Raw genomic sequence first — 23,263 nt, 5'->3', positions numbered from 1 at the left:
GGAGCGGTGCGGTGACGGGCCGGGCGCGGGTGGGACGACTGAGGGGGCGGGGACCGCCGGGCTCCGCGGGGGGATCGGGAGCCCGGCGGCCGATCGGGGTGCATCGGCCGCCGGGCGGTCCGGCGGTGGCGCCGGGCCGCCCGGGCCGCACGGGTCAGGTGTTGTGCCCCTTGTCCGGGTCGGCGCCCTCCAGCGAGCCGGAGGCGGCACGGCCGGCGATCTGAGCCGCCGTCACCGCCGCCCCGACGGCGACCCCGACCGGACCGCCCGCCGCGGCGGCGGCCCGGCCCGCGCCCGCGGCCGCTCCGCCCCCGCCGGCACCGCCACCCGCCCCGGCGCCCGAGGCACCCGGGTGGCCGACGCCTCCCGGACCGGGCGCACCCGGTGTGCCGGAGGAACCGGAGGAGCCCTGCGAACCGCCCGAGCCGCCCGACCCGGACGCCCCCGATGCCCCCGACGCGCCGCGCGGACCACTCTGCCCGGCACTGCCGCCACTTCCTCCACCGCTGCCGAGCGAACGGGCTCCGGACGCCAGGGACCCGCCGACCGTGGACATCGCCCCGGACATCGCGGACGCCCCGCCGAGTGCGGCGGTGGCGGGCACGACGAGCTTCAGCAGGGCGGGCAGGGCGACGGCGGACAACAGCATCACGCCGATACCGGCGATGCGTTCGTTGATGTCGCTGCCGCCGTCCCGACCCGAGCTGATCATGGCCGAACCCGCGTACAGCACCAGCCCGGCCGCCGGTTTGTACAACAGCCAGGCGATCATCCAGCCGAGGTGCTTGCGCCACCAGCCGCCGCCCCAGTCCGTCATCGAGGCGGCGGCGGCCAGCGGAAGGGTGCCCAGCAGCAGGATCATGACGCCGAGGCGGATGTAGAGCAGGATCGTGTGGATGATCCCGGCGATCAGCAGCAGGAAGGCGAGCACCAGCAGCAGGAACGACTCGATGCCGTTGCCGTCGGAACAGGCCCCCACGGCGCTCAGCTGCTTCTCCGCACCCGCGTTGAACAGATAGGTGGAGTAGTCGTCCGAGAGGGCGGCGGCGGCCGTGACCACGGTGGTGGCGGCCCCCGAGACCAGGACGACCCGCATGATGCCCTTCAGCGCGGTCGTGCCGGCCGCCCCGCGCCGCTCGATCGCCATCCGGGCGGACGCGAACAGCAGCGAGCCGACCGCCAGATACACCACGATCCACTGGGTCTGGCTGTTGATGTCCTGGGCGGTGGTGGTCCCCGACAGGGTCGGGATGCCGGTGGTCAGCGCCCCGAACACCGCGATGGCGCCCGCCAGTACGGCGTTGGCCACGCCTTCGACGATGGTCCCGATGGGGTCGCCGAGGAAGCTGAAGAAGCCGACCGCGATGTCGACGAGGGGATTGCCGGTCGGGCAGGCCATGTCAGACCCCCCAGAGCAGATGGCCGTCGGTGCCCTGGACCGCCTTCACCGGGGTGTGCAGGGCACCGTTGCCGGAGGGCTGGACCTTCCAGTCGCCGCCGCTCCAGCGCAGGGCGACGGAGGTCGTCGCGTAGCCCTGACCGGTCTTGAGCAGCAGCTCCACCGTCGCCGCCGTGCCGGAGTAGGCGGGCACCGAGAATCCGGCGTAGGAGGCGGCGGACGAGCCGCCGGAACCGGCGTCCGGGCGGGAGCCGGTGCTCCGCGTGCCGGCCGGGGCGTCGTCCCGGACGGTGGAGCGTGTGAAGACGAACAGGTCCCGCCCCCGGCCGGCCACCAGCTGCTCCTGGGCGATCGTCCGCCAGTCGGGTCCGCTCATGTGCGAGGGAATGACGTGGGCGGCCAGGACGGCCCCGGTCGGCGTGTGCGCGAAGCACCACCACACCGGGCCCTGGGCCAGGGTCGGGCCGGCCGACGCCGAGACGGGCACGCGCGTGACGCCGAGGGCGCGCCAGTCGACATCGTCCGGCGGGGACGTGGGCATGACGTCGCCGTGTCCGTCGTCGGTGCGGCACCCGTCCGGCCGGCCGTCCTTCATGGCCGGGGATCCGGACAGCGGCCCCTTCGACGGCTGGGCGCTCGCGCCCTCGTCCGCGGTGCCCCGGCCCGCCGTCAGGGCGACGATCCCGCTCAGCAGGACGACGACGCCGAGGAACGCCGCCGACGCCTGCCAGCCGCGCTGCCTCCAGTACGGCTCCGACGGATCGGACCGGTACCGGCGTGGCTCCCGGTACTTCCTGCGCGTGAACATCTCGATCGTCCCGTCGTCCGCGGTCAGTTGAAGACGAAGCGGACCAGCGGACCGGCCGTGGCGACCAGGACGCAGCCGCCGAGCACCATGCCGAGCCGGCTCATGTGCTCGGAACTCTCACCGCGCTTGAGGGAGATGGCCATCATCGTGCCGGTGATCAGCACCCCGGCCACACCGGCGGCGGTGCCCGCCCAGGCGGCTATGCCGAGCACGGTGTTGACCTTGCGGGTGAGTTCGCCGGGGGCGTTGCTCTGCGGCTGGGGCACACCGCCGGCGAGCAGGTGGGTGGTTTCGAGGAGCAGGGACATGCGATCTCCGGGTGGTCGGCGCCGCGCGCGAGCGGCGGGCGCGGGGAAGCGGATGAGTGGGTGGTGCGGAGGAGGTGCCCGGCCCTCAGTGGAGGGACAGGTCACCGAGGAACGCGACGAGCGGACCGGCCGTCGTGGCGAGCAGGCAGGCCAGGGTGACGAAGAAGAAGCCGCGGAAGTACGTGCCGCCCTCGCCCGGTTCGCCGCGCCGCAGCTGGATGGCCATCTGCATGCCGACGATGAGCAGGCCGCCGACCCCCGCGGCCGAGGCGCACCAGGCGAGGACGCCGAGGATCGCGCCCGCGTCGGGGGTCGGGGTGTAGGCGGCGAGCCGCCCGCCGAAGGGCAGGGCGAGGCTCGTGAGGGGGGAGGTCATGCGTCGGTTTCTTCACCGTCGGCGCCCACCAGGTCGGCGAGCACACTGAGTTGCCGGGGCAGCCGCGCGGGCTGTCCGCCCACGCGCCAGGCCGGTATCCACGGCACGCGCTGCACGCGGGCGACCGAGCGGACGACCCGGATGCGGCGCAGCAGGCCGAGCGGGAGCCGCCCGGGGGCGTCGGCGACGAGGACGACACCCAGCAGGTCGACCCCCTGAGGGGCCTTGCCGTCCCGCAGCGCGCCCAACGCCCGTGACACGGCGGTCAGTCCGCGCGCGCTCGTCCGGCCGACCAGCAGGATCCGGCGCGGCTCGCCCCGCGCGGGCTCCGGCCAGCGCGCGCCCACGTCGACCCCGCCGAGCGCTTCGGCGAGCGAGCTGGCACCGGCCCCGCCGTGCGCCTTGACCCACCCGATCTCCCCCCGTGACCTCCCACGTCCCGGGGCCCGCCGCACCGGCTCGTCCCAGGGGGCCTCGCCGCCTCCGGGCGCGGAGGTCCGCGGGGCGGAGCCGGCGGAGCCCCGGCGCGCGGCCTGCCCCACCCTTCTGCCCGGCCCCGGCAAGGGGCCAGGGCCTGGCGCGGGGCCCGGGCGGGGTGCCCGTGGGGCGTGCGGAGTCGGCGTGGTGGCCTGCCCGGTCGAGGAGGCCGTGCCCTGCCCCGCGCTCGGCGGGGTGCCCGAGCCGGAGGTACCGCCTCCGGGGGCCGCCGGCCGTCCGGGCTTCGGCCCCCGGACCCATGACTGAGGGTTCGACGGCGTCGCCTCAGGAGTGCTCATGTGCGGTCAGCCCTCCTTCTCCGCTCGCGCTTCGGCTGTGCTGGCTCATTCGATGTCCACGGGTTTGAACTGAATTGCTCCCGGGCCCGTTTCGATCTCCCGAGCCCGTCGACAGCACAACGGGCCGTCCAGCCGTCGCGGTTCAAGGCAAGAGGAAGAAGGCGGGCCCATGAGCGCGGGCACGGGAGAGAGCGGGGAGGGCGGGACCTCCACCGCCGTCCGGAACACCATCGCCGCCGGCACCGGCTGCGGCTGCCTGCTGTCGCCGCTCGCGCTGCTCGGCACCCTGGTCGTGATCATCATCATCGGCGGTTTTGGGGTCCTGCTGGCGCCGCTGATCGCGCTGATCCTGCTGTTCTCGGGCGGCGGCGGAGACGGTTCCGCCGGTGCGGACGACGCGGACGAGGTGATTGCCGTCTTCAACGGCGACGGCGGCGGCGACCTGGACTCCTCGACGGTGCCGGAGGATCTGGTGGACCCGATCGAGGAGGCCGGTGAGCTGTGCGGGGCGATCGGCCCGGTCGTCATCGCCTCGCAGATCGAGCGGGAGTCCGGCTTCAACCGGGAACTGGTCGGCGAGAACGGCGAGGAGGGCATCAGCCAACTGCCGCCCGCGGTCTTCGAGAAGTACGGCGAGGACGACGACGACAACGACAAGACCTCGGCCTTCGACGCCGAGGACTCGATCATGGCCCAGGGCCGCCACCTGTGCGATCTGGCCGACCAGGCCCAGCGGATGATCGACGCGAACGAGGCCACCGGCAGCGTCCTGGACCTCGCGCTGGCCGGTTACCACGTGGGAATGGACGCCGTGCGGGCGGCCAGGGGAGTGCCGCAGACGAACGAGGCGCAGGGCTACGTCCTCGCCGTCCGGGCGCAGTTCGCCAAGTACGCGGGCGTGGCCGCCCCGCCTCCCGGCGCCACACCGGGAGTAACCCCGGGCGTCACTCCTGACGTCACCCCGGGAACGGGCCCGGGGCCCACCGCCTCCCCGTCCGCTTCCGCCGCTTCCGCCGCTTCCGGCGTCTGAGTATCAGGAGGACTGCCAGTCATGACCCGCTTCGCGGTGCGCATCCCGGGTGAGGGACGCGCCGAGATCAACGGCGAGCTCCTGGTCGTCGAGGAGGGTGGGTCCGTGCACGAGGCCGTGCTGGACCGCCTGCAACGTCACGCGCAGGAGCGTGCCGCCGCGGTCGAGGCCACGGTGAACGACGGCCTCTCGGACGCCCACTTCGTGCTTCAGGTGGCACCCGACGGCTCCAGCCGGCTTCTCGATGCGACGGAGGGGAGGGAGGAGAGGCAGGACAGGGAGGAGAGGCAGGACAGGGAGGAGAGGGAGGGAAGGGACACGACGGAGGCGACGGACCATCAAGCCCCCGGACCCCCGCCGCCGGCTCCCGCTCCCGCCCCCGTCTCGGCCCCCGCTCCCGTTCCCGTCTCGGCCCCCGCTCCCGCCCCCGCTCCCGTTCCCGTTTCCGCCCCCGTCTCGGCCCCCGCTCCCGCCCCCGCTCCCGTTCCCGTTTCCGCCCCCCTCTCGGCCCCCGCTCCCGCCCCCGTCTCGGCCGTCGCCGCCGCGGTCGCCCGCGCCCGGGCCGCGGCGACCGCACCCTCCGCTGCCCCCGCACCCACACCCTCCGCTGCCCCCGCCCCCGCACCCTCCGCACCCCCGGCCCCCGCCCCGCCTCCCCGGCCGCTCCGCGCCCTTCCGCCGGAACTCGCCGCAAAGGTCGCGCACATCAACGCGCTGACGGCCGCGGGCCGGATCGAGGAGGCGTCCGCCGAGGTGACCGCCCTGCGCGTGGCGCTGACCCGGTCGGCCGGCACGGAGCACCCGGACGCGCTGGAGGCACGGGCCATGGAGGCGTACCTGGCGCACCTGCGCGGAGACCACAGGGAGGCGACCGTCCTGGCCCTTTCGGTGGCCCGCATCCTGTGCGGCGCCGGGGACCCCGGGGCCCCCGCGGCGATCGCACGGGCGGCAGCCGCCTGGCAGCGCCTGGAGGACGGCGGGGCGGTCATCGTCCACGGCGGCGAACTGCTGCACATGTGGGACCGGTTGCGCGCCGCCGGCCGCCTCGCGCCGACGGACGAACGACTGGCCCGCCGGGTGCGCGCCCAGATGGCGTCGCTGTCGGCCCACGTGTGACCGGACGGTCGATGTACGCGCCGTGGACCGCGCGTCAAACGAGCGTGGAACGCCCCTGACCACACTCCGTTCCACCGGAGGCCCCGCTTCCGGCCGACATGGCCGGCGGGCCGCCCCACGGAGCAGGAGCAGGAGCACACCATGAACGTGACGGTGATCGGGTCCGCGAGCGCGGTGTCACCCGAGGAACGGGCCCTGAGAGACCTCTATCTGGAGCACGGTCCGGCCCTCTACGCCTACGTGCTGCGCATGCTGGGCGGGGACACCCACCGTGCGGAGGACGTCCTCCAGGAGACGCTGCTGCGCTGCTGGAACAAGCAGACGCTCGCCGACGGCGAGGGCATGGCCGTACGCCCCTGGATGTTCCGCATCGCCCGCAACATCGTGATCGACGCACACCGGACGAAGATGGCCCGTCCTCAGGAGATAGGCGGCGCCGACTGGCTGACCGAACTGGGCACCGACGCCGACGACATCGAACGCATGCTGTCGTCCGTCGTCCTGCACGACGCCCTGCGGGCCCTGACGCCGGCCCACCGCGAGGCCCTGGAGGCCACCTTCTTCGCCGACCGCACCACGCACCAGGCGGCCACCGCGCTGGGCGTCCCCCAGGGCACGGTGAAGTCCCGTGTCTACTACGCCCTGCGCAGCCTCAGAGCGGCCCTGGAGGAACGCGGGGTGCGATGACCGGCCATGCCGGGCGTCCGCCCGCCGGGGATCTCGCCCGCGGCCCTACTCCAGTCCGAACAGCCCCGGGTCCGACGCCAGCTTCCTGAAGACCGCCGCGGGGTCGGCGACCAGCCTGCGCTGCTCGAGGTCCAGGATCCCGCCGACCGCCGTGATCTCCGCGGCCACCGTGCCGTCGGCCTTCACGACGCTCTGCTCGATCCGGAACGTCTTGCCGCCGCTCCACGCGAAGGCGCAGGTCACCTCGACCTCGTCGCCCGCGAGCAGCTCGCGCTTGTAGCGGATGGTCGTCTCCAGGGCGACCGGGCCTACGCCACTGCCGACGAGGGCGGACTGGCTGATCCCCGCGGCGTGGAGCAGCGACCAGCGGGCGTGCTCCGCGTAGTTCAGGTAGACCGCCTGGTTGAGGTGTCCCTGGACGTCCGTCTCGTAGCCACGGACGGTCACAGGGACGGAAAACGGCTCGCTCACGGTTTTCCCTTCTCGCGCCGGATCTCTCGCACCGGACTCTCGTGCACTGCGCAACGATCCACCGATCTTGGCATGTCCCTCACGCCCGGCGCGGCGAAGCCAGCAGATACCGGCTCCCGGTGCGCGGCTCGCGGTGCTCGCTCACCTGCCAGCCTGCCCCTTCCAGGGTGGCCGCGCAGGCCCGCAGCGCTTCCCCGTCGGGCTCGTGGACGGCGACGGCCTCCGGCTGCGGGGTCTCCCATACGCGGTAGCCCCCGCCCTCCGTCCCCGCCGGAGCGTGCCCGGCCGCCTCAAGGGCCAGCGCCGCCGCCCGCACCAGGTGCGTACGCTCCCAGCCGCACGGCCGGTCCACGTCCCCGCCCGGATTGGTCATCCGGCGCAGCTCCAGCAGCCCCTGCCAGGCGCTGTGCACCTCACGGCGCCGGGCGGGGCCGGTGGCCGCGGCGGTCTCCTCACCGCCCACGCGCGCGGCGAACACGCCCGCCGACGCAGGGGCGCCCCCGGACCCGGACGCGGCCCCGGACCCGGACGCGGCCCCGGACCCGGACGCGGCCCCGGATGCGTCCCCGGACCCGGCCTCGGGCGCCCGGGTGATGCCCTGCCGCACCCGGTGTCCCTCCGGCGAGAGGAAGTGGTCGTGCGGCGGCCGGGGATGCCGGAAGGCAAGCCCCCGCTTCACCAGGGCGGTGAGCTGCGCCTCCGTGCCCCGCAGCCGCCCGGTCACGGGATCGGCGGCGTCGATGACACGCCGCTGCGCGGCGGTCGGCGGTCGGGTCACGGCACACTCCTCTCCGTCCGGTCCGTCCGGCAGTCCCATCCGTCCGGCGACGGGCACATGGCCGGCGCGGGGCACCACACCCCCACCTGCTCGAAGGGGCACCACACCCCCACCTGCTCGAAGGCTACGACCCGCCACTGACATTCCGCGCCGGGACGACTCCCCGCCCCGAACCCCGACCCGGCACGCCCCGACCCGACACACCCCGACCCGACACACCCCGGCCCGACACACCCCGCCCCGCCGCCCGCCGGGGCTCGGGCCGCCAGGTGGCCACCAGCGCGGCCGCCAGCAGCAGCTCGGCCAGGTCACCGCCGTAGTACATGATCTCCGCGCCGCCCCGCACCTGGTCGACCGGCGCGTGGATGTCGACCCAGAAGCCGCCGTACATCAGTTGGGAGATCACCGCGTGTGCCGCGATCGCGACGCCGAGCCAGACCAGCCGGGCCCTGACCCCGGGCCGGGCGGGGGCCGGGTCGGGTCCGGCGATGACGTGGGCGAACAGGCACCCGGAGAGCAGGAAGTGCGCGTGCAGCAGCCAGTGCGCCGCCGGGGCGGCCGTGGTCGCGTCGTACAGGGGCGTGAAGTACAGCACCGCGAGGCCGCCCGCGGAGAGCGCGAGCGCGACCGCCGGGTGGGTGAGCAGGCGGGCGGGGGGACTGTGCAGCACCGCGGTCAGACGCCGGGCCGGGGCGACCGGCAGGGCGCGCAGCAGGAGCGTGACGGGGGCGGCCAGGACCAGGGCGAGCGGCGCGTACATGCCGATGAGGAGGTGCTGGACCATGTGCCCGCGGAAGTCCTCGTGGGCGAAGGGGGCCACGGGCGGCAGCAGCGCGACGCCCAGCAGGAGGATCCCGCCAAGGAACCAGCCGGTGCGCCACCGGCTCCAGCCGAGGACCGGGTTGCGGCGGCACGCCCGGCGGACCAGCAGCAGGTAGGCGGCGCAGGCGATGAGCAGCAGGAGCGCGGGCGGCAGCCAGTCCGGGGCACCGCCGCCCGCGGCATGCCCGTGCTCCTGCGGATGGTGGCCCATCAGCCGCGCGTGCCTTCGTGCCGGCCGGCGCCCGCACCGGGGTCGAAGGACCGGCCGCCGCGCTGGAGCAGGAGGCCGCCGGCGACCAGCAGGGCGCCCAGGACGAGGAAGCCGATGTCCCACCAGACCCGGCCCTCCCCGGCGTGGACGTGGTGGATGCCGAGGACGTGGTGGTCCAGCACCCCCTCCACGAGGTTGAACAGGCCCCAGCCGACGAGCATCCAGCCCCACAGCACCCGGGAGGTCCACACCCGCAGCCGGTCGTGGGTGACCCGCGCGTACAGCACGGCCAGGCCGAGCAGGACCGCGAGCCAGCACACGGTGTGGAAGACGCCGTCCCACAGGGTGTTCATCTCCAGGCCGGAGACGGTGTGGGGGTTGTAGTACTTCACCCCGATGCGGTCCTGGTTGGTGCTGGAGAGCATGTGGTGCCACTGCAGCAACTGGTGGAGCAGGATGCCGTCGGCGAATCCGCCCATCCCGACCCCGAGCACGATGCCCGGGAGCTTGAGGTCCGCCGGTCGTGCGGCGCCGGTCCGGGCTTCGCCCTGCGTGGTGGCCATCACTCGTCTCCGCTCCTGCCTGGGGGAAGGGCCGAAGACGACGTTCCCTTCTGCGCGGCGCTCAACGCCTTGCGCTCGTCCCCCATCCGGCTCAAAGACCGTTTCCGGTCGACCCCGCGGATCGGCGGGAAACGGCCTGTGTCTACTGGCGGTACCCGCCGAGGAACCGCCCGATCCGGCCGATCGCCGCCTCCAGGTCCTCCGCGTGCGGCAGGGTCAGGATGCGGAAGTGGTCCGGTGACGGCCAGTTGAACCCGGTGCCCTGCACCACCTGGATCTTCTCCCGCAGCAGCAGGTCCAGCACGAACCGCTCGTCGTCGTGGATCCGGTGCACCTTGGGGTCGAGGCGCGGGAAGGCGTAGAGCGCGCCCTTCGGCTTCACGCAGGTCACGCCCGGGATCTCGTTGAGCATGCGCCAGGCCACGTCCCGCTGCTCCAGGAGCCGCCCGCCCGGTGCGGTCAGTTCGCGGATGGACTGCCGCCCGCCGAGCGCGGCCTGGATGGCGTACTGCGCGGGCGCGTTGGCGCACAGTCGCATGGAGGCCAGCATGGTGAGGCCCTCCAGGTAGTCCTTGGCGTGCTGCCTCGGGCCCGTCACCACCAGCCAGCCGGAGCGGAAGCCCGCCACGCGGTAGGTCTTGGACAGACCGCAGAAGGTCAGGACGACCAGGTCGGGGGCGAGGGCGGCGGCCGAGTGGTGCACGGCGTCGTCGTAGAGGATCTGGTCGTAGATCTCGTCGGCGAAGACCATGAGGCCGTGCCGCCGGGCGAGGTCGAGGATGCCCTCGACGATCTCCTTGGGGTAGACCGCGCCGGTGGGGTTGTTCGGGTTGATGATCACGACCGCCTTCGTCCGGTCGGTGATCTTCGACGCCATGTCGTCGAGGTCGGGGTACCAGTCGGCCTGTTCGTCGCACAGGTAGTGGACCGCCTTGCCGCCCGCGAGCGTGGTCACCGCCGTCCAGAGGGGGAAGTCGGGCGCGGGAACGAGGATCTCGTCGCCGTCCTCGAGCAGCGCCTGCACGGCCATCGACACCAGTTCCGAGACGCCGTTGCCGAGGAAGACGTCGTCGACGCCGACCTCCAGGCCGAGCGTCTGGTACCGCTGGGCCACCGCACGCCGGGCGGAGAGGATGCCGCGCGAGTCGGTGTAGCCGTGCGCCTGCGGCAGCATCCGGATCATGTCCTGGACGATCTCCTCCGGCGCCTCGAAACCGAAGAGCGCCGGGTTGCCGGTGTTCAGGCGCAGCACGCTGTGACCCGCCTCCTCCAGCGCGTCGGCGTGCTCGATGACCGGGCCGCGGATCTCGTAACAGACCTCGCTGAGCTTGCTCGACTGCCGGAACTCCATGCGCTGTTTCCCCTCTGGCGACTGGTGTTGCTTGGTTTTACCAAGTACGCGCTTGGAAAGTCCAACAACTTGTCTAGACTGCGGCGCATGCCACCTCGCCGAAGCTACGACCAGTACTGCTCCGCCGCCCGCGCGCTCGACGTCGTCGGCGACCGCTGGACGCTGCTGATCGTCCGGGAACTGCTCGCGGGCCCCCGCCGCTACACCGACCTGCACGCGGACCTGCCCGGCGTCAGCACCGACGTACTCGCCTCACGGCTGAGGGACATGGAGCGCGACGGTCTCGCGGCCCGGCGCCGGCTGCCGCCCCCCGGGGCGGCGTACGTGTACGAAGTCACCCCTCGGGGGCGTGAGTTGCTGCCGGTGCTGCAGGTGCTGGGAGAGTGGGGGCGGGCCGAGCTCGGCGAGCGCCGGCCGACGGACGCGGTGCGGGCCCACTGGTTCGCGCTGCCGCTGCTGCGCCTGCTGCACGGCGAGGGACTCGTCGAAGTCCGCCTGGAAGAGGGCCTGTTCCATCTGTACGCCGGTGCCGTGGAGGGTCCCGTCTACGGCGACGGGCCCGCCCCCGGCGAACCGGACGCCCGGCTGACCCTGGACACCGCCACGTGCACGGCAGTCGCCCGGGGTGAACTGAGCCTGCCCCAGGCCGTGCGGGACGGCCGGGTCGAGGTGAGCGGCGACGGCGCCCTGGCCGAGGAACTGCGTGAGGACGGGCAGAAGGCCCGCGCGGGGCGGGCCTTCTGAGGGGTGATCAGGTGGTGACCGGTCGGGGTCGTGTGCGGTCGAGGGCCGGTCAGGCCCCCGGCGGCACCCGGGACGGCCGTCCTGTCCCGCGGGTCAGGGCGTATCCGCCGACACCCGCCAGCGCGGCCAGGATCCCGCCCACCGCGGTCCACACCCACCGGTCCGACCACCAGCCGGACGTCCAGCCGTCCTTGGGTTCGAGACCGGCCAGCACCGCCGCGTCCTCCTGCTCCTCCTCGGACTCGGAGGCGATCCCCGGCACCAGCGGCTCGGCGAGCGAGCCGTCCACCGCGGCGGACCCGCCGATGTCCTTGGAGTCCGCCCGCACCTCGGCACCGACCGGCAGGCCCAGGTCGGCGGTGCCGACCCCCACGGCCGTCAGACGGATGTAGTACGTGCCGGGCAGCGGGTCGTTCGCCCACGGCTCCGACCAGGCGCGCACGGTGCGCAGCACACAGGCCAGCTCCACCGAGGAGGCGTCCGCCGCCGCGGTGCGGGTCTGCGCCCCGTACTGGCAGGCCTGGCGGCGGCGCAGACCGTCGTAGACGTCGATCTGCCAGGTCTGGGCGGCGTGGGTGTCCGGCAGCTTCACGCGCGCCCGGACCGTGGGGCGCTGTCCGGTGTCGGCGGGGAACGACCAGTACAGGTAGTCGCCGGTGGAGCCGCTCGCCGTGGCCTGCTGCCCCTGCTCGATCTCGGTCGCCGTGCGGAACGAGGTGCCGGCCCGCGTGGGAGCCGGCGAACCGTCCTGCGACGGGCTCGGTGAGGCGTCGGCGGCGGCCGGGCCGGCCGCCGCACCCAGGGCCAGCAGCGCCGCGCCCCACGCTCGTATCACTCGCATCAGTTGGTCCTCCAGACCGCGACCCGCCAGCGCGACAGCCAGCCCCAGACGAGACCGGCGAGGAAGCCGGTGAGGATGAGCACGCCGAGCAGCCACCAGCCGCGGCCCAGGCCGAAGGCGGCGACGTCGCCCGCCCGGTCCGGGGCGTCCACGACGTCCACGGTCAGCTCCAGTGGCAGACCGGGCGTGGTCTTCACGCCGGAGGCCGGTGAGAAGGAGTGCGAGACGGCGAGGCAGACCGCCTCCGCGGGAGCGTCCTCGTCGTCGCTGTCGGCCTTCGGGTAGCGCAGCCCCGTCGAGAGCACGTCCGTACGGCCGGTGCCCGCCGCCTCGCCGCGCACGATCTCGCGGCCCTTCGACGTGACGGCCCGCAGCAGCACGCCGTGGCCCGGGTTCACCGCCCGGTCCGCGCCGACGCTCACCGACACGCGCAGTTCCTGGCCCGGCCGCACGTCCACCCGGTAGAAGCGCTGCTGCCCGAACTCCTCGCGGTCGGTGTACAGACCCGACTTCAGCGTCGGCGCCGCGGAGCACCGGTCGGCGCCCTCGGCCGGCACCGGCGTCACCACCGGATCGGCCGCCCGGTCCACCAACTGGTTGACCTTGTCGGTGAGTTCGTCCTGGTGCTCGACCGAGGTGTAGGTGCCGCCGGTGGCCTCGGCGATGCAGCTCAGCTGCCGGCTGAGCTTGGCGGTCGGCACCAGGCCCAGGGTGTCGATGGTCAGGCCGATGCCCTTGGCCGCGATCTCACGGGCCACCTCGCACGGGTCGAGCGGGGCGCAGGTGTCCTCGCCGTCGCTGATCAGCACGATGCGCTTCGAACCGTCACCGCCGTCCAGGTCGTCGGCCGCCTTCAGCAGGGCCGGGCCGATCGGCGTCCAGCCCGTGGGGGTGAGGGTGGCCACGGCCGTCTTGGCCTCGGTGCGGTCGAGCGGCCCGACCGGATAGAGCCGCGCGGTGTCCTTGCAGCCCGTCTTCCGGTCGTCGCCCGGGTAGTCGGCGCCGAGCGTGCGGATGCCCAGTTCGACCTCCTCGGGCGTCGCGTCGAGCACCTCGTTGAACGCCTGCTTCGCGGCGGCCATCCGCGACCGGCCGTCGATGTCCCGGGCCCGCATCGAGCCGCTCACATCGAGGACGAGGTCGACCTTGGGGGCGTCCTGGCCCGTGGGTTCACCGGCGGCCGCCCCGGCCGGGAAGGCGAGCCCGGCCGTCAGCGCGGCGAGCAGGGCACAGACCCCGGTCGCCAGCCGTGTTCTTGTGATCATCGCCGGATCCTATTGATCACCCCCTGCCGGTTCCAAAACGGGGCTCAGCGCAGGGGGTTGGGCAGTTCCGCCCACTGGTCCCCGGGCGTGTGCGGCGAGAGCCGCATCAGCGTCAGCGCCTTCGTGGGCAGGGGATCCGCGCACAGCGCCGCGAGGTCGGGGGTGCGCGGCAGCTCCCGTACGGCGCTCTCCAGGGCCGCGCCGAGCACGTGGCCCGATCCGGCCGTACCGGCCAGCGCGCCCGCCACCAGCGACCCGAACAGCTTGCGGCGGAGCGCGCGTTCGTCGTCCGTGACCATCCGGGCCGGCAGGCCGGGCACCGTGATGCCGTGCCGGGCCAGGCGCGCCGGGCTGACACGGATGTCGGCCAGGTCGCGGTAGACCAGGCGCACCGGGTCGCCCGACGCCGAGAGGACCACGAGCAGGTTCTGGCCGTGCGCCTCCAGGGCCACGCCCAGCTCCAGCAGCCGCAGCCCGACGGTCAGGGTGAGCCGCGCGAAGCGGGCCAGCCAGGCGGGGGAGCGGGGCAGGTCCGTGGTGGCGAGCGCCGCCACCGGCAGGACCCGCTCACCGCTGCCCGCGTACGTCTGCGGGGACTCCCGCAGGACGGCCGCGAAGTCGGGGGATCCGGCCGCCGCCGCGCCCAGGGTGCGCGTGACGTGCAGCAGACCGTCCGTGCGCGCCGCGGGCACCCCCGCGAAGTCCGACAGCAGCGCCGACGCGGCGACCGACGGCAGGGAGATGTCCCGCACCGAGGACGTCAGACGGGCGCTCAGCGAGGTCTTCACCTGCGGTCCGCCGGGCAGGGCCAGCGTCCGCAGGGACATCAGCGGATGCGCGGGCCGCCGCCGCTCGCAGGTCCGCTTCAGCACGTGCGCCGCCTGCCAGGGGTGCACCGGCAGCACCACCCGCCCGCCGTCCCGCAGCTCGCCCGGCCACATGCCCGTCACCAGGCACTCCTCCTCCGGTACCGGCACCAGCCCCAGCTCCACGACCGGCCGGTGCTCGGGCCCGTAGGCCAGCTGCTCGGCCACCGAGAAGCCGGGCCGCGAGCGGCACGTCGGATGGAACGGATGCCCGTCGACGATCCGCTGCTCCCACTCCCAGTCGGCCTCCGGCCAGTCGTCCCGGACGCCCTCCTGCCCGGCCCTCGACAGCGCCAACGAGGCGACACTGTGCCCGAGTTCGGCCGCGAAGGAAGCGGAGTGCGGCACGGCCAGGCGGGTCATCAGCCGGGCCGGATCCGTGCAGGCGGTGTCATCGAGCAGTAGGACGGTGACGTACGCCCCGGTCGCGTACGGATCCGGCCGGGGGCCGTGCAGCCGGCGGCCGTCGGACAGCGACAGCGTCAGACCGTCCCGGCCCCGCTCCCGGTCCACGACCCAGGGCAGTGGCTCATGGGCGAGACCCCGCCACAAGCGGGACAGCACGGCCGCCCGGGCGCCGGGCAGTGCGGCCTCGTACCGCGGCAGGAGACCGGGCCGTACGACGGACAGCTCGTCGGCCACCTCGGCCTCGGCGGTGGGGGGACGGTGCACGGGCGGGCTCCTCGGGTACGAATGGGGGCGTCACAGCGGAACGGCGACGACCGACATACTGATCATCTCCGCCCGGCACGCTGCAACGACCCTAGGGACGAGTGGAACGCGTGGACCTCATGCCCCCGCCCGCCGACGACGACGCGGCCCACGGTGCCGACCCGGCCACCGCGCCCGCCGACGACGACGCGGCCCACGGTGCCGACCCGGCCACCGGACGCCGCGCCGACGCCGGCGCGCACGGTGGCGACCCCGCCACCGGACGCCTCGCCGACGCCTGCGCCGCCGTGCCCCTGCTGAACTGCCTGCTGCGGGAGGTGGCCCGGCCGGTGCGCCGGGAGGGCGACCGCCGTGTCCACCGGCTGCCCGGGGGCCGGCTGCTGAGGGTGCGCGGCACACGGCGGCCCGTCGAGCCGGAGATCGAGGCCGCCGGTGCCTGGCACCGCCTCGACCACACCGAACTGGTCAAGCTCGTCGCCGAGGAACTGCGCCGGCACACCGGCCTGTCCCAGCACGAACTGCCCGCCGAGATGCTCGACAGCCGGGACGTCGTGGCCGCCCTGCTCGCCGCCCGCGCCCGGGCCACCCCGCCCGACGACCTCTACCTGCGCTCCGAGCAGTCCCTCCTGACCGGCCACACCCACCACCCGGCCCCCAAGGCGCGCGGCGGCGGACCCGAGGCCGACTGGCTGCCGTACGCGCCCGAGGCGTACGCCCGCTTCCCGCTGGTGCTGCTCGGCCTGCGCGAGGACACCGTCGTCGAGGAGGGAGACACCTCCGCCCTCGACGCCCTCGGCGCGGCCCCGCCCGGCTACCGGCTGCTCCCGGCCCACCCCTGGCAGCTGGACCTGGCCGCGCCGGAACTCGCCGGGGCGTTCGCGGACGGCAGGCTGATCCGGCTCGGCACCACCCCCTTCGACGTCTGGCCCACGGCGGCGATCCGCACCCTCCGCGCGCCCGAGCTGGACCTCTTCCTCAAGTTCAGCCTGGACGTGCGCATCACCAACGACATCCGCCGCCTGTGGCGCCACGACCTGCTCGCCCTGCGCAGGACCGACGCGGCCGTGTGCGCCGCCTTCGCGGCGTGCGACGGGCCCTCGGTGTGGCTCGGCGACCGCGGCTACCGCACCGCCGACTTCGCCTTCGAGGCCCTGGCCGTCCTCGTCCGCGACGGCTTCGGCGGCCGTCTCCTGCCCGGTGCGGTCCCGGTGCTCGCCGCGGCTCTCGTCGAGGGCTTCGACGGCAGCCCGCTCGACCGCGCCGCCGACCCGGGGGCCTGGTGGGCCGCCTATCTCGCCCAGGTCGTGCCCCCGGCGCTCTCGGCGTTCGCCGAGCACGGCGTCGTCATCGAGGCCCACCTGCAGAACACCCTGGTCGCCGTGGACGCCGACGGCCTGCCGGTGCAGGCGCTGTACCGGGACGCCGAGGGCGTGAAACTGCTGGCGGACGTGCCGCGGCAGGCGGGCTGGGAGCGGCTCGTGTACTGCCTGGTCGTCAACCACCTCGTCGAGATCGCCGGCGCCCTCACCGAACGGCACCCCGGGTTCGACCCCTGGCCGGCCGCCCGCCGGGAACTCGCCCGTCACGACGTCCCCGAGATCCCCGCCCTGCTCACCGCGCCGACGCTCCCCGCGAAGACCAACCTGCTGCTGCGCTGGACCGGCGCGGACGGAGCCGACGCCCGCTACCGGCCGCTGCCCAACCCCCTCGCGCAGGGCACCTGACCCGCCGGGGCCCGGCACCCGCATGAAAAGATGATCACCACCGTCAGCGAGGGAGGGGGCGGCATGTCCGTGACGCCGGACGCAGGGGTGCCCTGCCGCATCGTCGTCTGCCGGGACTGCTGCTGCGGCAGCCCCAAGATCACCGGCGTCGACCACGCCGCCCAGACCGAGCGCCTGCGCGAGGCCGCGCCGGTGCGGATCTCCGACTGCCTCGACGTCTGCGACCAGGCCAACGTCGTCGTGGTCCGGCCCTCCGCCGCGGGCCGGGCCGCCGGGGGCCGTCCGGTGTGGCTCGGACTGGTCAACGACCCCGCCGCCACCGAGGACGTCGTCTCCTGGGTGCGCGCGGGCGGCCCCGGCGTCGCGCCCCTGCCCGACATCCTCGGCCTGTACGTCTTCAGCCCGCGGACCGCCCGCGCCGACGGCGGCTCATGAGGCGGGGCTCATGACCGGGGCCGCGGGGCCCGGGCGGCCTGACAGCGCCTCATGACTCCGTCGCCGGCACGCAGAGCACCGGCACGCTCGACAGGTGCAGCAGCTTGTGCGGGGTCGAGCCCAGCAGCGCCCCGCGCACCGGGCTCTCGCCCCACGTGCCCACCACGATGACCCTGGCCCCGTGCCGGGCCGCCGCGTCGATCAGGGCCTGCGCGGGCCGCTCGTCGATGAGCTCCACCGACGTCCTGACACCGGCCTCGTCGGCCACCCGGACCGCGTGGGCGAGCGCGGCGCTGCCGGCCTCGCGGACGGCCTCGTGGTGCGCGCCGTACTCCTCGCCCGTCATACCGGGCGCGCTGGCCCCGTAGACGATCACCAGCGGTTCGTCGTACGCGGTCGCCACCTCGATGGCGACGCGCAGGGCGCTCAGGGCGCCCGGGGACTCGTCGAAGCCGAGGACCACCGACATCTTCAGGACTCCTTGCCGTCGACGAGGGCCGGGTCGACCACGCTCGGGTGTTCGGACCAGAAGGCGGGCGCCCTCAGCCGCCGCACGATCATCAGGATCACCCCGGCGACGAGGATGCCGATGCCGATGACGAGTGGCGGACCGATCCCGAACCACGAGACACCGCTGTAGGAGTTGTCGGGGTCGGCCATGTCCGACACGGACTCCACCAGCAGCCACGCCAGCAGCCCGGCGCCGATCAGCGGTCCGAGGCCGATCAGGAAGAAGTTGCGCGCACTGCGGGTCAGTTGGCGCCGGTAGTAGACCGCACAGGCCAGGCCCGTCAGGGCGTAGTAGAACGCGATCAGCAGCGACAGGGCGGTGAGGGAGTCGAAGAGGGCGTTCTCGCTGATGTGGAACAGGACGAGGTACCAGGCGATGGCGATGCCCGCGACCCACCAGGTGCTCACATCGGGGGTGCGGAAGCGGGGGTTGATACGGCCGAAGTGCGCGGGCAGGGCGTGCCGCCGGGCCATGGACAGACCCGTGCGGGACGCCGGGATGATGGTCGTCTGGGTGGAGGCGAGCGCCGACGTGGAGACCGCCAGCAGCACGACCCAGTCCCAGTCGCCCATGGCCTCCTCGGCGAGCAGGGCGAAGATGAACTCCTCCTCCGCGGCGTTCTCGGCGAGGTAGTCCGTACCGGCGTAGGCCACGACCGCGAAGGCGACCGCGAGGTACGTCACGAGCAGCAGCACCGTCGACCACACGGCCGCCTTGCCGGGGGCGGTGGCGGAGTCCTCGACCTCCTCGGTGAGGTTGACCGCGGACTCCCAGCCCCAGTAGATGAAGACGCCCAGCAGCAGGGACGCGGTCAGTGACGCCCCGCCGGCCCCGAACGGGTTGAGCCAGTCGAGCTTCGGATCGATGGCGTCGAGGGTGCCGGTGTCTGCGTAGACGCGGTAGAGCGCCACCACGGCGAAGGCGAGCAGACAGGCGACCTGCGCCAGGATGAGGACGTTCTGCACATGGGCCGACAGTTCGGTGCCGATCACGCAGACGGCCGTCATCACCACGATCAGCAGCACCGTCAGCACCTGGCGGACCACGTCGTTGTCGGCCCAGCTGTCCAGGCCGACGGCGAGCAGGAAGAACGTGACGGCCACGTCGGCGAGCGAGCCGACGACCAGGACGCCCGTCATCGTGATGGCCCAGCCGCCCAGCCAGCCCGCCCAGGGCCCCATGGCGCGGGTGACCCAGGAGAACGTCGTGCCGCAGTCCTGGTCGACCTTGTTGAGGTAGTAGAACGCCGAGGCGATCAGCAGCATGGGCACGAACGACGCGAGCATCACGCCGGGGGCGTAGATGCCCACCAGTGCGACGGTCGGGCCGATGACCGCGGCCACGGAGTACGCGGGGGAGGTCGCGTTGAGCCCGATGACCAGCGCGTCGACGAACCCGATGGCGTCCGGCTTCAGGCTCGCCTCCGGCGGCGGGCCCGAGTCCGTGATGTCCTTGGCCATGCTCCCTCGCTCCCGTTGTGCGTGCCCCCATACAACAGGCACTTTTCGGGCGCTTCGGGCATTGATCCCCGATCAGGGCTTCATGTCGCCTTCCGGCCGCGGACCAGCAGGTGCAGGAAGTACGGCGTGCCGATCACCGCCGTCATCAACCCGGCGCCCAGCTGGGCGGGGGCGATCACCGTACGGCCGAGCAGGTCGGCGGTGCACACCAGCGCGGCACCGAGCAGGACCGCGACGGGGACGACCCGCACGTGCCGACGGCCCACCAGGGCCCGGGCCGCGTGCGGGGCCACCAGGCCCACGAAACCGATCGTGCCGGCCGAGGCGACCGCCGTCGCCGCGAGCAGCACACCCGTCACCAGGAAGCCCAGTCTGGCCGAGGAGAGCCCGAGGCCGAGCAGCCGCGGGGTGTCCTCGTCCAGGGAGACGAGGTCCAGCTCGGTGCGCCGGGCGACCGCGACCGCCAGGCCCAGCGCCAGCACGAACGCGACGGGCAGCACGTCCGCGGTGGTCCGCCCGTACGTCGAGCCGGACAGCCAGGTCAGCGCCTTGGTGGCGTTGAACGGATCGGTGAGCACGATGAGCAGGCTGATGAGCGCCGAGGTGCCGGAGGCCATGCCGATCCCGACGAGGACCAGCCGGTTCTGCCGGTAGCCACCCCGGGCGGAGAGCCCGAAGACGATGGCGGAGGCCAGTGCGGCGCCCGCGAACGCGGCACCCGCGATGCCCCAGGACCCGGCCGCCGGCACGGTGGTGACCAGCAGGACGGCGCCCAGCGCGGCACCGCCCGAGACGCCCAGGACCCCGGGCTCCGCGAGCGGGTTGCGGGTCACGGCCTGTACCAGCGTGCCGGCCAGGGCGAGGGCGCCGCCCGCGCACAGTGCCGCGAGCACCCGCGGCACCCGGGTGTCCAGGACGAAGGTGACGGCCTGCCCGGCCCGCCCCTGCGCCCAGTTGGCGACATCGCCGAGCAGCAGCTTGCTGTCGCCCAGCAGGACACCGGCCAGCGTGACGCCGACGACCACGGCGGCCAGAAGGATCACGGTCGCGCCGAACGCCGCGCGGCTCGGGACGCGCAGCCGGTCCGGCACGTCGGCCCCGGTGGTGTCCCGCAGCCGCAGCGCCGTCACCACCAGGAAGACGGCGCCGACCAGGCTGGTGACGATGCCGGTCGGGACGGCGACCGCCGTGTCCGCCGGGATGAGCGCCCGCAGCAGCACGTCCGAGCCGAGCACCAGCCCGGCACCGGCCAGACCGGCCACGGGCAGGGCCGCCCGGGCGCGCACGAAGCCCCGGAAGCGACGGGCGAGCGGCCGGACCAGCGCGGGGGCGCACAGACCGACGAAGCCGATCGGTCCCGCGAGTGTGACGGCCGCGGCCGACAGCAGTGCCGCGAGCACCACCACCGTGACGCGGGTGGCCCGCACCGGGACGCCGAGACCGCGTGCCGCGTCGTCCCCGAGGGCGAGCGCGTCGACCCGCCTGGCGACCAGCAGCAGCCCGATCAGGCCCACGAGGGCGACAGGCAGCATCTGCAGGACACCGCCGAAGCCGTTCTGGCCGATGCTGCCCTGGTTCCACTGGTAAAGGCCCTCCGTCTGCTGCGGGAACAGCAGGAGCAGCCCCTCAGTGAGGGAGTTGAGGCCCAGGGCGAGCGCCGTGCCGGCGAGGACCAGTCGGACGGTGCCCGTGCCGAGGCCGGACAGGGCGAGCACGACGGCCGCGGCCCCCAGCCCGCCCGCGAAGGCCACGCCGGAGGAGGCGAGCAGCGGCAGCGAGACGCCGGTCGCGCCGGCCAGCCCGAGCGCCAGGTACGAACCGGCGTTCACCGCGAGGGTGTCGGGCGAGGCGAGCACATTGCGGCTGACGGCCTGGAGCACCGCGCCCGCGATGCCGAGGACCACGCCGACGAGGACACCGGCGGTCATCCGCGGCAGCCGCGAGGCGATGACGACGGAGGCGTCGCCCGGATCGGCCCGGCCGGTCAGGGCCTTGAACACCTGCGCCGGTCCGACGGCGGCGGTGCCCTGGGTGATGTCGACGACCGCGAGCGCGGCGACCAGCAGGACGAGCCCGGCCGTCACCGCGGCCACACCCGTCCGGGACGCGGCCGCCGGCGGACGGGGGACGGGGGGTGCTTCGGTGACGGCCACGGCCCCGCTACTTCGTCAGCGCGCCGACGAGGGCGTCGATGTACGCCTCCATCGACTCGGGGCCGCCGAACATCCAGATGCCGTCGGGCAGCCGGTGCACCCGGTCCGCCTTCACGAACGGCAGGGAGGTCCACACGGCGTTGTTCTTCAGCTGCCCGGAGAAGGGGTTGCTGGACTTGTCGTCGTCGTTGCCGATGTAGGCGAACTGCGTGTCCTTCGGCAGGGCGGTGAGGCCCTCGACATCGGTGGTGCCGAGTCCGTAGGCCGGGTCGCCCTTGACCTTCCAGGCGTTCTTCAGACCGAGCCGCTCGTTGACGGCACCGATGAGGGAGCCGCTGGTGTAGGGGCGCAGGGAGACCTGGTTGGACGTCACGTAGCCGTCGGCGAAGGCGAGGTCGGCGCCGTCGAGCTTCGCGCCGGCGAGGGCCTTCCTGCCCTCGGCGACCTTGGCCTCGAAGTCCTTCCTGGCGGTGGCGGCCTTGTCGGTGGTGCCCGTGGCCTTGGCGATCAGGTCGAGGTTGGTGAACATCTGCCCGATCTGGTCGGAGGCGTCCGCCGACTTGATCTCCAGCACCGGGGCGATCTTCCGGAGCTGCTTCACCGCCGCGTCCGGCAGGTCGGAGCTGGCCAGGATGAGATCAGGGGAGAGGGAGGCGATGGTGTCCATGCTCGGTTCGCCGCGCGTGCCGATGTCCTTCGGCTCGTTCTTCAGCGGGACGGCGGTGTCCCAGGTCTTGTAGCCCTTGACGTCGGCGACGCCGACGGGGTCGACACCGAGGGTGAGGAGACTCTCGACCTCGTTCCACTCGGTGGCGACGACCTTCTTCGCCGGGCTGTCGAGCTTCACCTTCGCGCCGGTGGAGTCGGTGAGGGTGAGGGCCTCGGCGGCCTTCGCCTTCGCGCTGTCGGCGGCCGGCTCGGTGGTGCCGCAGGCGGCGAGGGTGAGCGCCGCGGTGGTGGTGGCCGCGGTGAGCAGGAGACGTCTCATGAGGTGGTGCCGAGCCTTTCGCTTCGGGGGGTGCGGGTGTGGTGCCGGCCGATCGGGCGGGTCCGTATCCGGCCGGTGTGGGGGTCTGTGTCGACGTCGATCCGGATGCCGTAGACGGCGGTCAGCCGCTCGGCGGTCAGGACGTCCTCAGGCCGGCCGTCGGCGACGATCCGGCCCGCTTCGAGCAGGGTGATCCGGTCGGCGAGCGCCGCGGCCTGGTCGAGGTCGTGCAGCACGACCCCGACGGCGATCCGGTGGTCGTCCGCCAGGTCGCGGACCAGGTCGAGCAGTTCGACCTGGTAGCGCAGGTCGAGGTAGGTGGTCGGCTCGTCCAGCAGCAGGACGCCGGTCTCCTGTGCGAGGCAGCTCGCCAGCCAGACGCGCTGCAACTGGCCACCGGACAGGTGGTCGGCGGCGCGGTCGGCAAGGTCCGTGACGCCGGTCAGGGCGAGCGCCCGCTCGACGGCGGCCGGGGCGTCCGGGTCGGGGCGGCCGAAACGGCCCCGGTAGGGGTAGCGGCCGAACTCGACGAGGTCGCGCACGGTCAGTCCGCCGGGTGTGGGGCGGCCCTGTGTCAGCAGGGCCACGTACCGCGCGAACTGCCGGGCGGTCAGGGCGAGGCCGTCCGTTTCGGCGTCGATCCTGAGCTCGGCGCGGCGGGCTCGCTGCAGCCGGGCGATCGTGCGCAGCAGCGTGGACTTGCCGCTGCCGTTGGGGCCGACCAGGACGGTCACCTCACCGGGCCGCAGCGTGATCGCCGCGTCGTGCACGACGTCCGTGCCGTCGTACGCCACGGTCACACCGGTGGCCGACAGTTGGTGCCCGCGCAGGCGCGGCCCGGCCGTTTCCTCACCAGATCTCACGCGGCGAGGTTAGCCTAACCTAATATCGCCTTGACAAGGGGGTGC

Annotated in this window: 24 protein-coding genes; 6 read left to right on the top strand and 18 right to left on the bottom strand. The window is 73.9% G+C overall.

Translation table 11 applies throughout. The annotated features are described in order from the left end of the window. Nucleotides 1-154: 154 nt before the first annotated feature. The 5 genes from ACFV20_RS07465 to ACFV20_RS07445 all read right to left on the bottom strand — a co-directional run bounded on the left by ACFV20_RS07465 (nt 155) and on the right by ACFV20_RS07445 (nt 3,433). Nucleotides 155-1,399, bottom strand: coding sequence for a hypothetical protein (locus ACFV20_RS07465; protein WP_385653494.1), 1,245 nt, complete (start codon nt 1,397-1,399; stop codon nt 155-157). Between the two features lies 1 nt (nt 1,400). Continuing rightward, nucleotides 1,401-2,207 (bottom strand): hypothetical protein, encoded by an 807-nt coding sequence (locus tag ACFV20_RS07460; RefSeq protein ID WP_385653491.1) that lies wholly within the window; start codon nt 2,205-2,207, stop codon nt 1,401-1,403. 23 nt (nt 2,208-2,230) lie between these two features. Next, a complete protein-coding gene (locus ACFV20_RS07455) occupies nt 2,231-2,515 on the bottom strand; it encodes a hypothetical protein (protein ID WP_385653487.1) in 285 nt (94 codons plus the stop codon). Between the two features lie 85 nt (nt 2,516-2,600). Continuing rightward, nucleotides 2,601-2,891, bottom strand: a complete 291-nt coding sequence (locus tag ACFV20_RS07450; protein WP_385653484.1) for a hypothetical protein — start codon at nt 2,889-2,891, stop codon at nt 2,601-2,603. After that, on the bottom strand, nt 2,888-3,433 hold the full coding sequence (locus tag ACFV20_RS07445) for a hypothetical protein (RefSeq protein WP_385653481.1): 546 nt from the start codon (nt 3,431-3,433) through the stop codon (nt 2,888-2,890). Before ACFV20_RS07445 ends, ACFV20_RS07450 begins: the two co-directional genes overlap by 4 nt. A gap of 403 nt (nt 3,434-3,836) precedes the next feature. Here ACFV20_RS07445 and ACFV20_RS07440 point away from each other — a divergent pair, with 403 nt between their 5' ends. The 3 genes from ACFV20_RS07440 to ACFV20_RS07430 all read left to right on the top strand — a co-directional run bounded on the left by ACFV20_RS07440 (nt 3,837) and on the right by ACFV20_RS07430 (nt 6,500). Beyond that, nucleotides 3,837-4,697, top strand: a complete 861-nt coding sequence (locus ACFV20_RS07440; protein WP_385653478.1) for a lytic transglycosylase domain-containing protein — start codon at nt 3,837-3,839, stop codon at nt 4,695-4,697. A gap of 21 nt (nt 4,698-4,718) precedes the next feature. Then, nucleotides 4,719-5,813 (top strand): hypothetical protein, encoded by a 1,095-nt coding sequence (locus ACFV20_RS07435; RefSeq protein ID WP_385653475.1) that lies wholly within the window; start codon nt 4,719-4,721, stop codon nt 5,811-5,813. 141 nt (nt 5,814-5,954) lie between these two features. Further along, a complete protein-coding gene (locus tag ACFV20_RS07430) occupies nt 5,955-6,500 on the top strand; it encodes a sigma-70 family RNA polymerase sigma factor (protein WP_385653472.1) in 546 nt (181 codons plus the stop codon). A 45-nt stretch (nt 6,501-6,545) separates the two neighbouring features. On the opposite strand, the gene ACFV20_RS07425 is transcribed toward ACFV20_RS07430, so the two are convergent. From ACFV20_RS07425 to ACFV20_RS07405, 5 genes are all read right to left on the bottom strand, one after another. Beyond that, the gene (locus ACFV20_RS07425; protein WP_385653470.1) at nt 6,546-6,971 is read right to left on the bottom strand and encodes an acyl-CoA thioesterase; all 426 of its coding nucleotides are present in this window, start codon (nt 6,969-6,971) and stop codon (nt 6,546-6,548) included. A gap of 79 nt (nt 6,972-7,050) precedes the next feature. Then, a complete protein-coding gene (locus ACFV20_RS07420; RefSeq protein WP_385653468.1) occupies nt 7,051-7,749 on the bottom strand; it encodes a hypothetical protein in 699 nt (232 codons plus the stop codon). A gap of 124 nt (nt 7,750-7,873) precedes the next feature. Beyond that, nucleotides 7,874-8,785: a cytochrome c oxidase assembly protein gene (locus ACFV20_RS07415; protein WP_385653744.1), complete on the bottom strand. Its 912-nt coding sequence runs from the start codon at nt 8,783-8,785 to the stop codon at nt 7,874-7,876. Further along, nucleotides 8,782-9,345 (bottom strand): DUF2243 domain-containing protein, encoded by a 564-nt coding sequence (locus tag ACFV20_RS07410; RefSeq protein ID WP_385653466.1) that lies wholly within the window; start codon nt 9,343-9,345, stop codon nt 8,782-8,784. The genes ACFV20_RS07415 and ACFV20_RS07410 overlap by 4 nt, the downstream gene beginning before the upstream one ends. 142 nt (nt 9,346-9,487) lie before the next feature. Beyond that, nucleotides 9,488-10,696, bottom strand: coding sequence for a pyridoxal phosphate-dependent aminotransferase (locus ACFV20_RS07405; RefSeq protein ID WP_385653464.1), 1,209 nt, complete (start codon nt 10,694-10,696; stop codon nt 9,488-9,490). Nucleotides 10,697-10,783: 87 nt separating this feature from the next. On the opposite strand from ACFV20_RS07405, the gene ACFV20_RS07400 reads away from it, so the two are divergent. Then, on the top strand, nt 10,784-11,440 hold the full coding sequence (locus ACFV20_RS07400; RefSeq protein ID WP_385653462.1) for a winged helix-turn-helix transcriptional regulator: 657 nt from the start codon (nt 10,784-10,786) through the stop codon (nt 11,438-11,440). Between the two features lie 49 nt (nt 11,441-11,489). Here ACFV20_RS07400 and ACFV20_RS07395 read toward each other — a convergent pair whose 3' ends face one another. Genes ACFV20_RS07395 through ACFV20_RS07385 form a run of 3 tightly spaced genes read right to left on the bottom strand, consistent with a single transcriptional unit; the run spans nt 11,490 to nt 15,084 of the window. Then, nucleotides 11,490-12,281, bottom strand: a complete 792-nt coding sequence (locus ACFV20_RS07395) for a hypothetical protein (protein ID WP_385653459.1) — start codon at nt 12,279-12,281, stop codon at nt 11,490-11,492. After that, nucleotides 12,281-13,546 (bottom strand): VWA domain-containing protein, encoded by a 1,266-nt coding sequence (locus ACFV20_RS07390; protein WP_385653456.1) that lies wholly within the window; start codon nt 13,544-13,546, stop codon nt 12,281-12,283. Before ACFV20_RS07390 ends, ACFV20_RS07395 begins: the two co-directional genes overlap by 1 nt. A gap of 44 nt (nt 13,547-13,590) precedes the next feature. Next, entirely contained in the window at nt 13,591-15,084 is a 1,494-nt protein-coding gene (locus ACFV20_RS07385) for an IucA/IucC family protein (protein WP_385653454.1), read from the bottom strand. A 101-nt stretch (nt 15,085-15,185) separates the two neighbouring features. Here ACFV20_RS07385 and ACFV20_RS07380 point away from each other — a divergent pair, with 101 nt between their 5' ends. Further along, on the top strand, nt 15,186-16,808 hold the full coding sequence (locus tag ACFV20_RS07380) for an IucA/IucC family protein (protein WP_385653452.1): 1,623 nt from the start codon (nt 15,186-15,188) through the stop codon (nt 16,806-16,808). Nucleotides 16,809-16,871: 63 nt separating this feature from the next. Next, nucleotides 16,872-17,243: a (2Fe-2S) ferredoxin domain-containing protein gene (locus ACFV20_RS07375; protein ID WP_385653449.1), complete on the top strand. Its 372-nt coding sequence runs from the start codon at nt 16,872-16,874 to the stop codon at nt 17,241-17,243. Nucleotides 17,244-17,292: 49 nt separating this feature from the next. On the opposite strand, the gene ACFV20_RS07370 is transcribed toward ACFV20_RS07375, so the two are convergent. The 5 genes from ACFV20_RS07370 to ACFV20_RS07350 form a co-directional block, all read right to left on the bottom strand. Then, nucleotides 17,293-17,712 carry a universal stress protein gene (locus tag ACFV20_RS07370; protein WP_385653446.1) on the bottom strand — a complete coding sequence of 140 codons (420 nt, stop codon included), beginning with the start codon at nt 17,710-17,712 and terminating at the stop codon, nt 17,293-17,295. Nucleotides 17,713-17,714: 2 nt separating this feature from the next. Beyond that, nucleotides 17,715-19,214, bottom strand: a complete 1,500-nt coding sequence (locus tag ACFV20_RS07365) for an APC family permease (protein ID WP_385653443.1) — start codon at nt 19,212-19,214, stop codon at nt 17,715-17,717. An 80-nt stretch (nt 19,215-19,294) separates the two neighbouring features. Beyond that, a complete protein-coding gene (locus tag ACFV20_RS07360) occupies nt 19,295-21,367 on the bottom strand; it encodes an iron ABC transporter permease (RefSeq protein ID WP_385653441.1) in 2,073 nt (690 codons plus the stop codon). A 7-nt stretch (nt 21,368-21,374) separates the two neighbouring features. Then, a complete protein-coding gene (locus ACFV20_RS07355) occupies nt 21,375-22,355 on the bottom strand; it encodes an iron-siderophore ABC transporter substrate-binding protein (RefSeq protein ID WP_385653438.1) in 981 nt (326 codons plus the stop codon). Further along, nucleotides 22,352-23,218, bottom strand: a complete 867-nt coding sequence (locus ACFV20_RS07350) for an ABC transporter ATP-binding protein (RefSeq protein ID WP_385653436.1) — start codon at nt 23,216-23,218, stop codon at nt 22,352-22,354. The genes ACFV20_RS07355 and ACFV20_RS07350 overlap by 4 nt, the downstream gene beginning before the upstream one ends. Between the last annotated feature and the right edge of the window lie 45 nt (nt 23,219-23,263).

Origin of the sequence: Streptomyces sp. NPDC059696 (assembly GCF_042733745.1) — a bacterium.
Lineage (GTDB): Bacteria > Actinomycetota > Actinomycetes > Streptomycetales > Streptomycetaceae > Streptomyces.
Note: the sequence above shows the minus strand (reverse complement) of the source record. Positions and strands in the feature narration are given on the sequence as shown.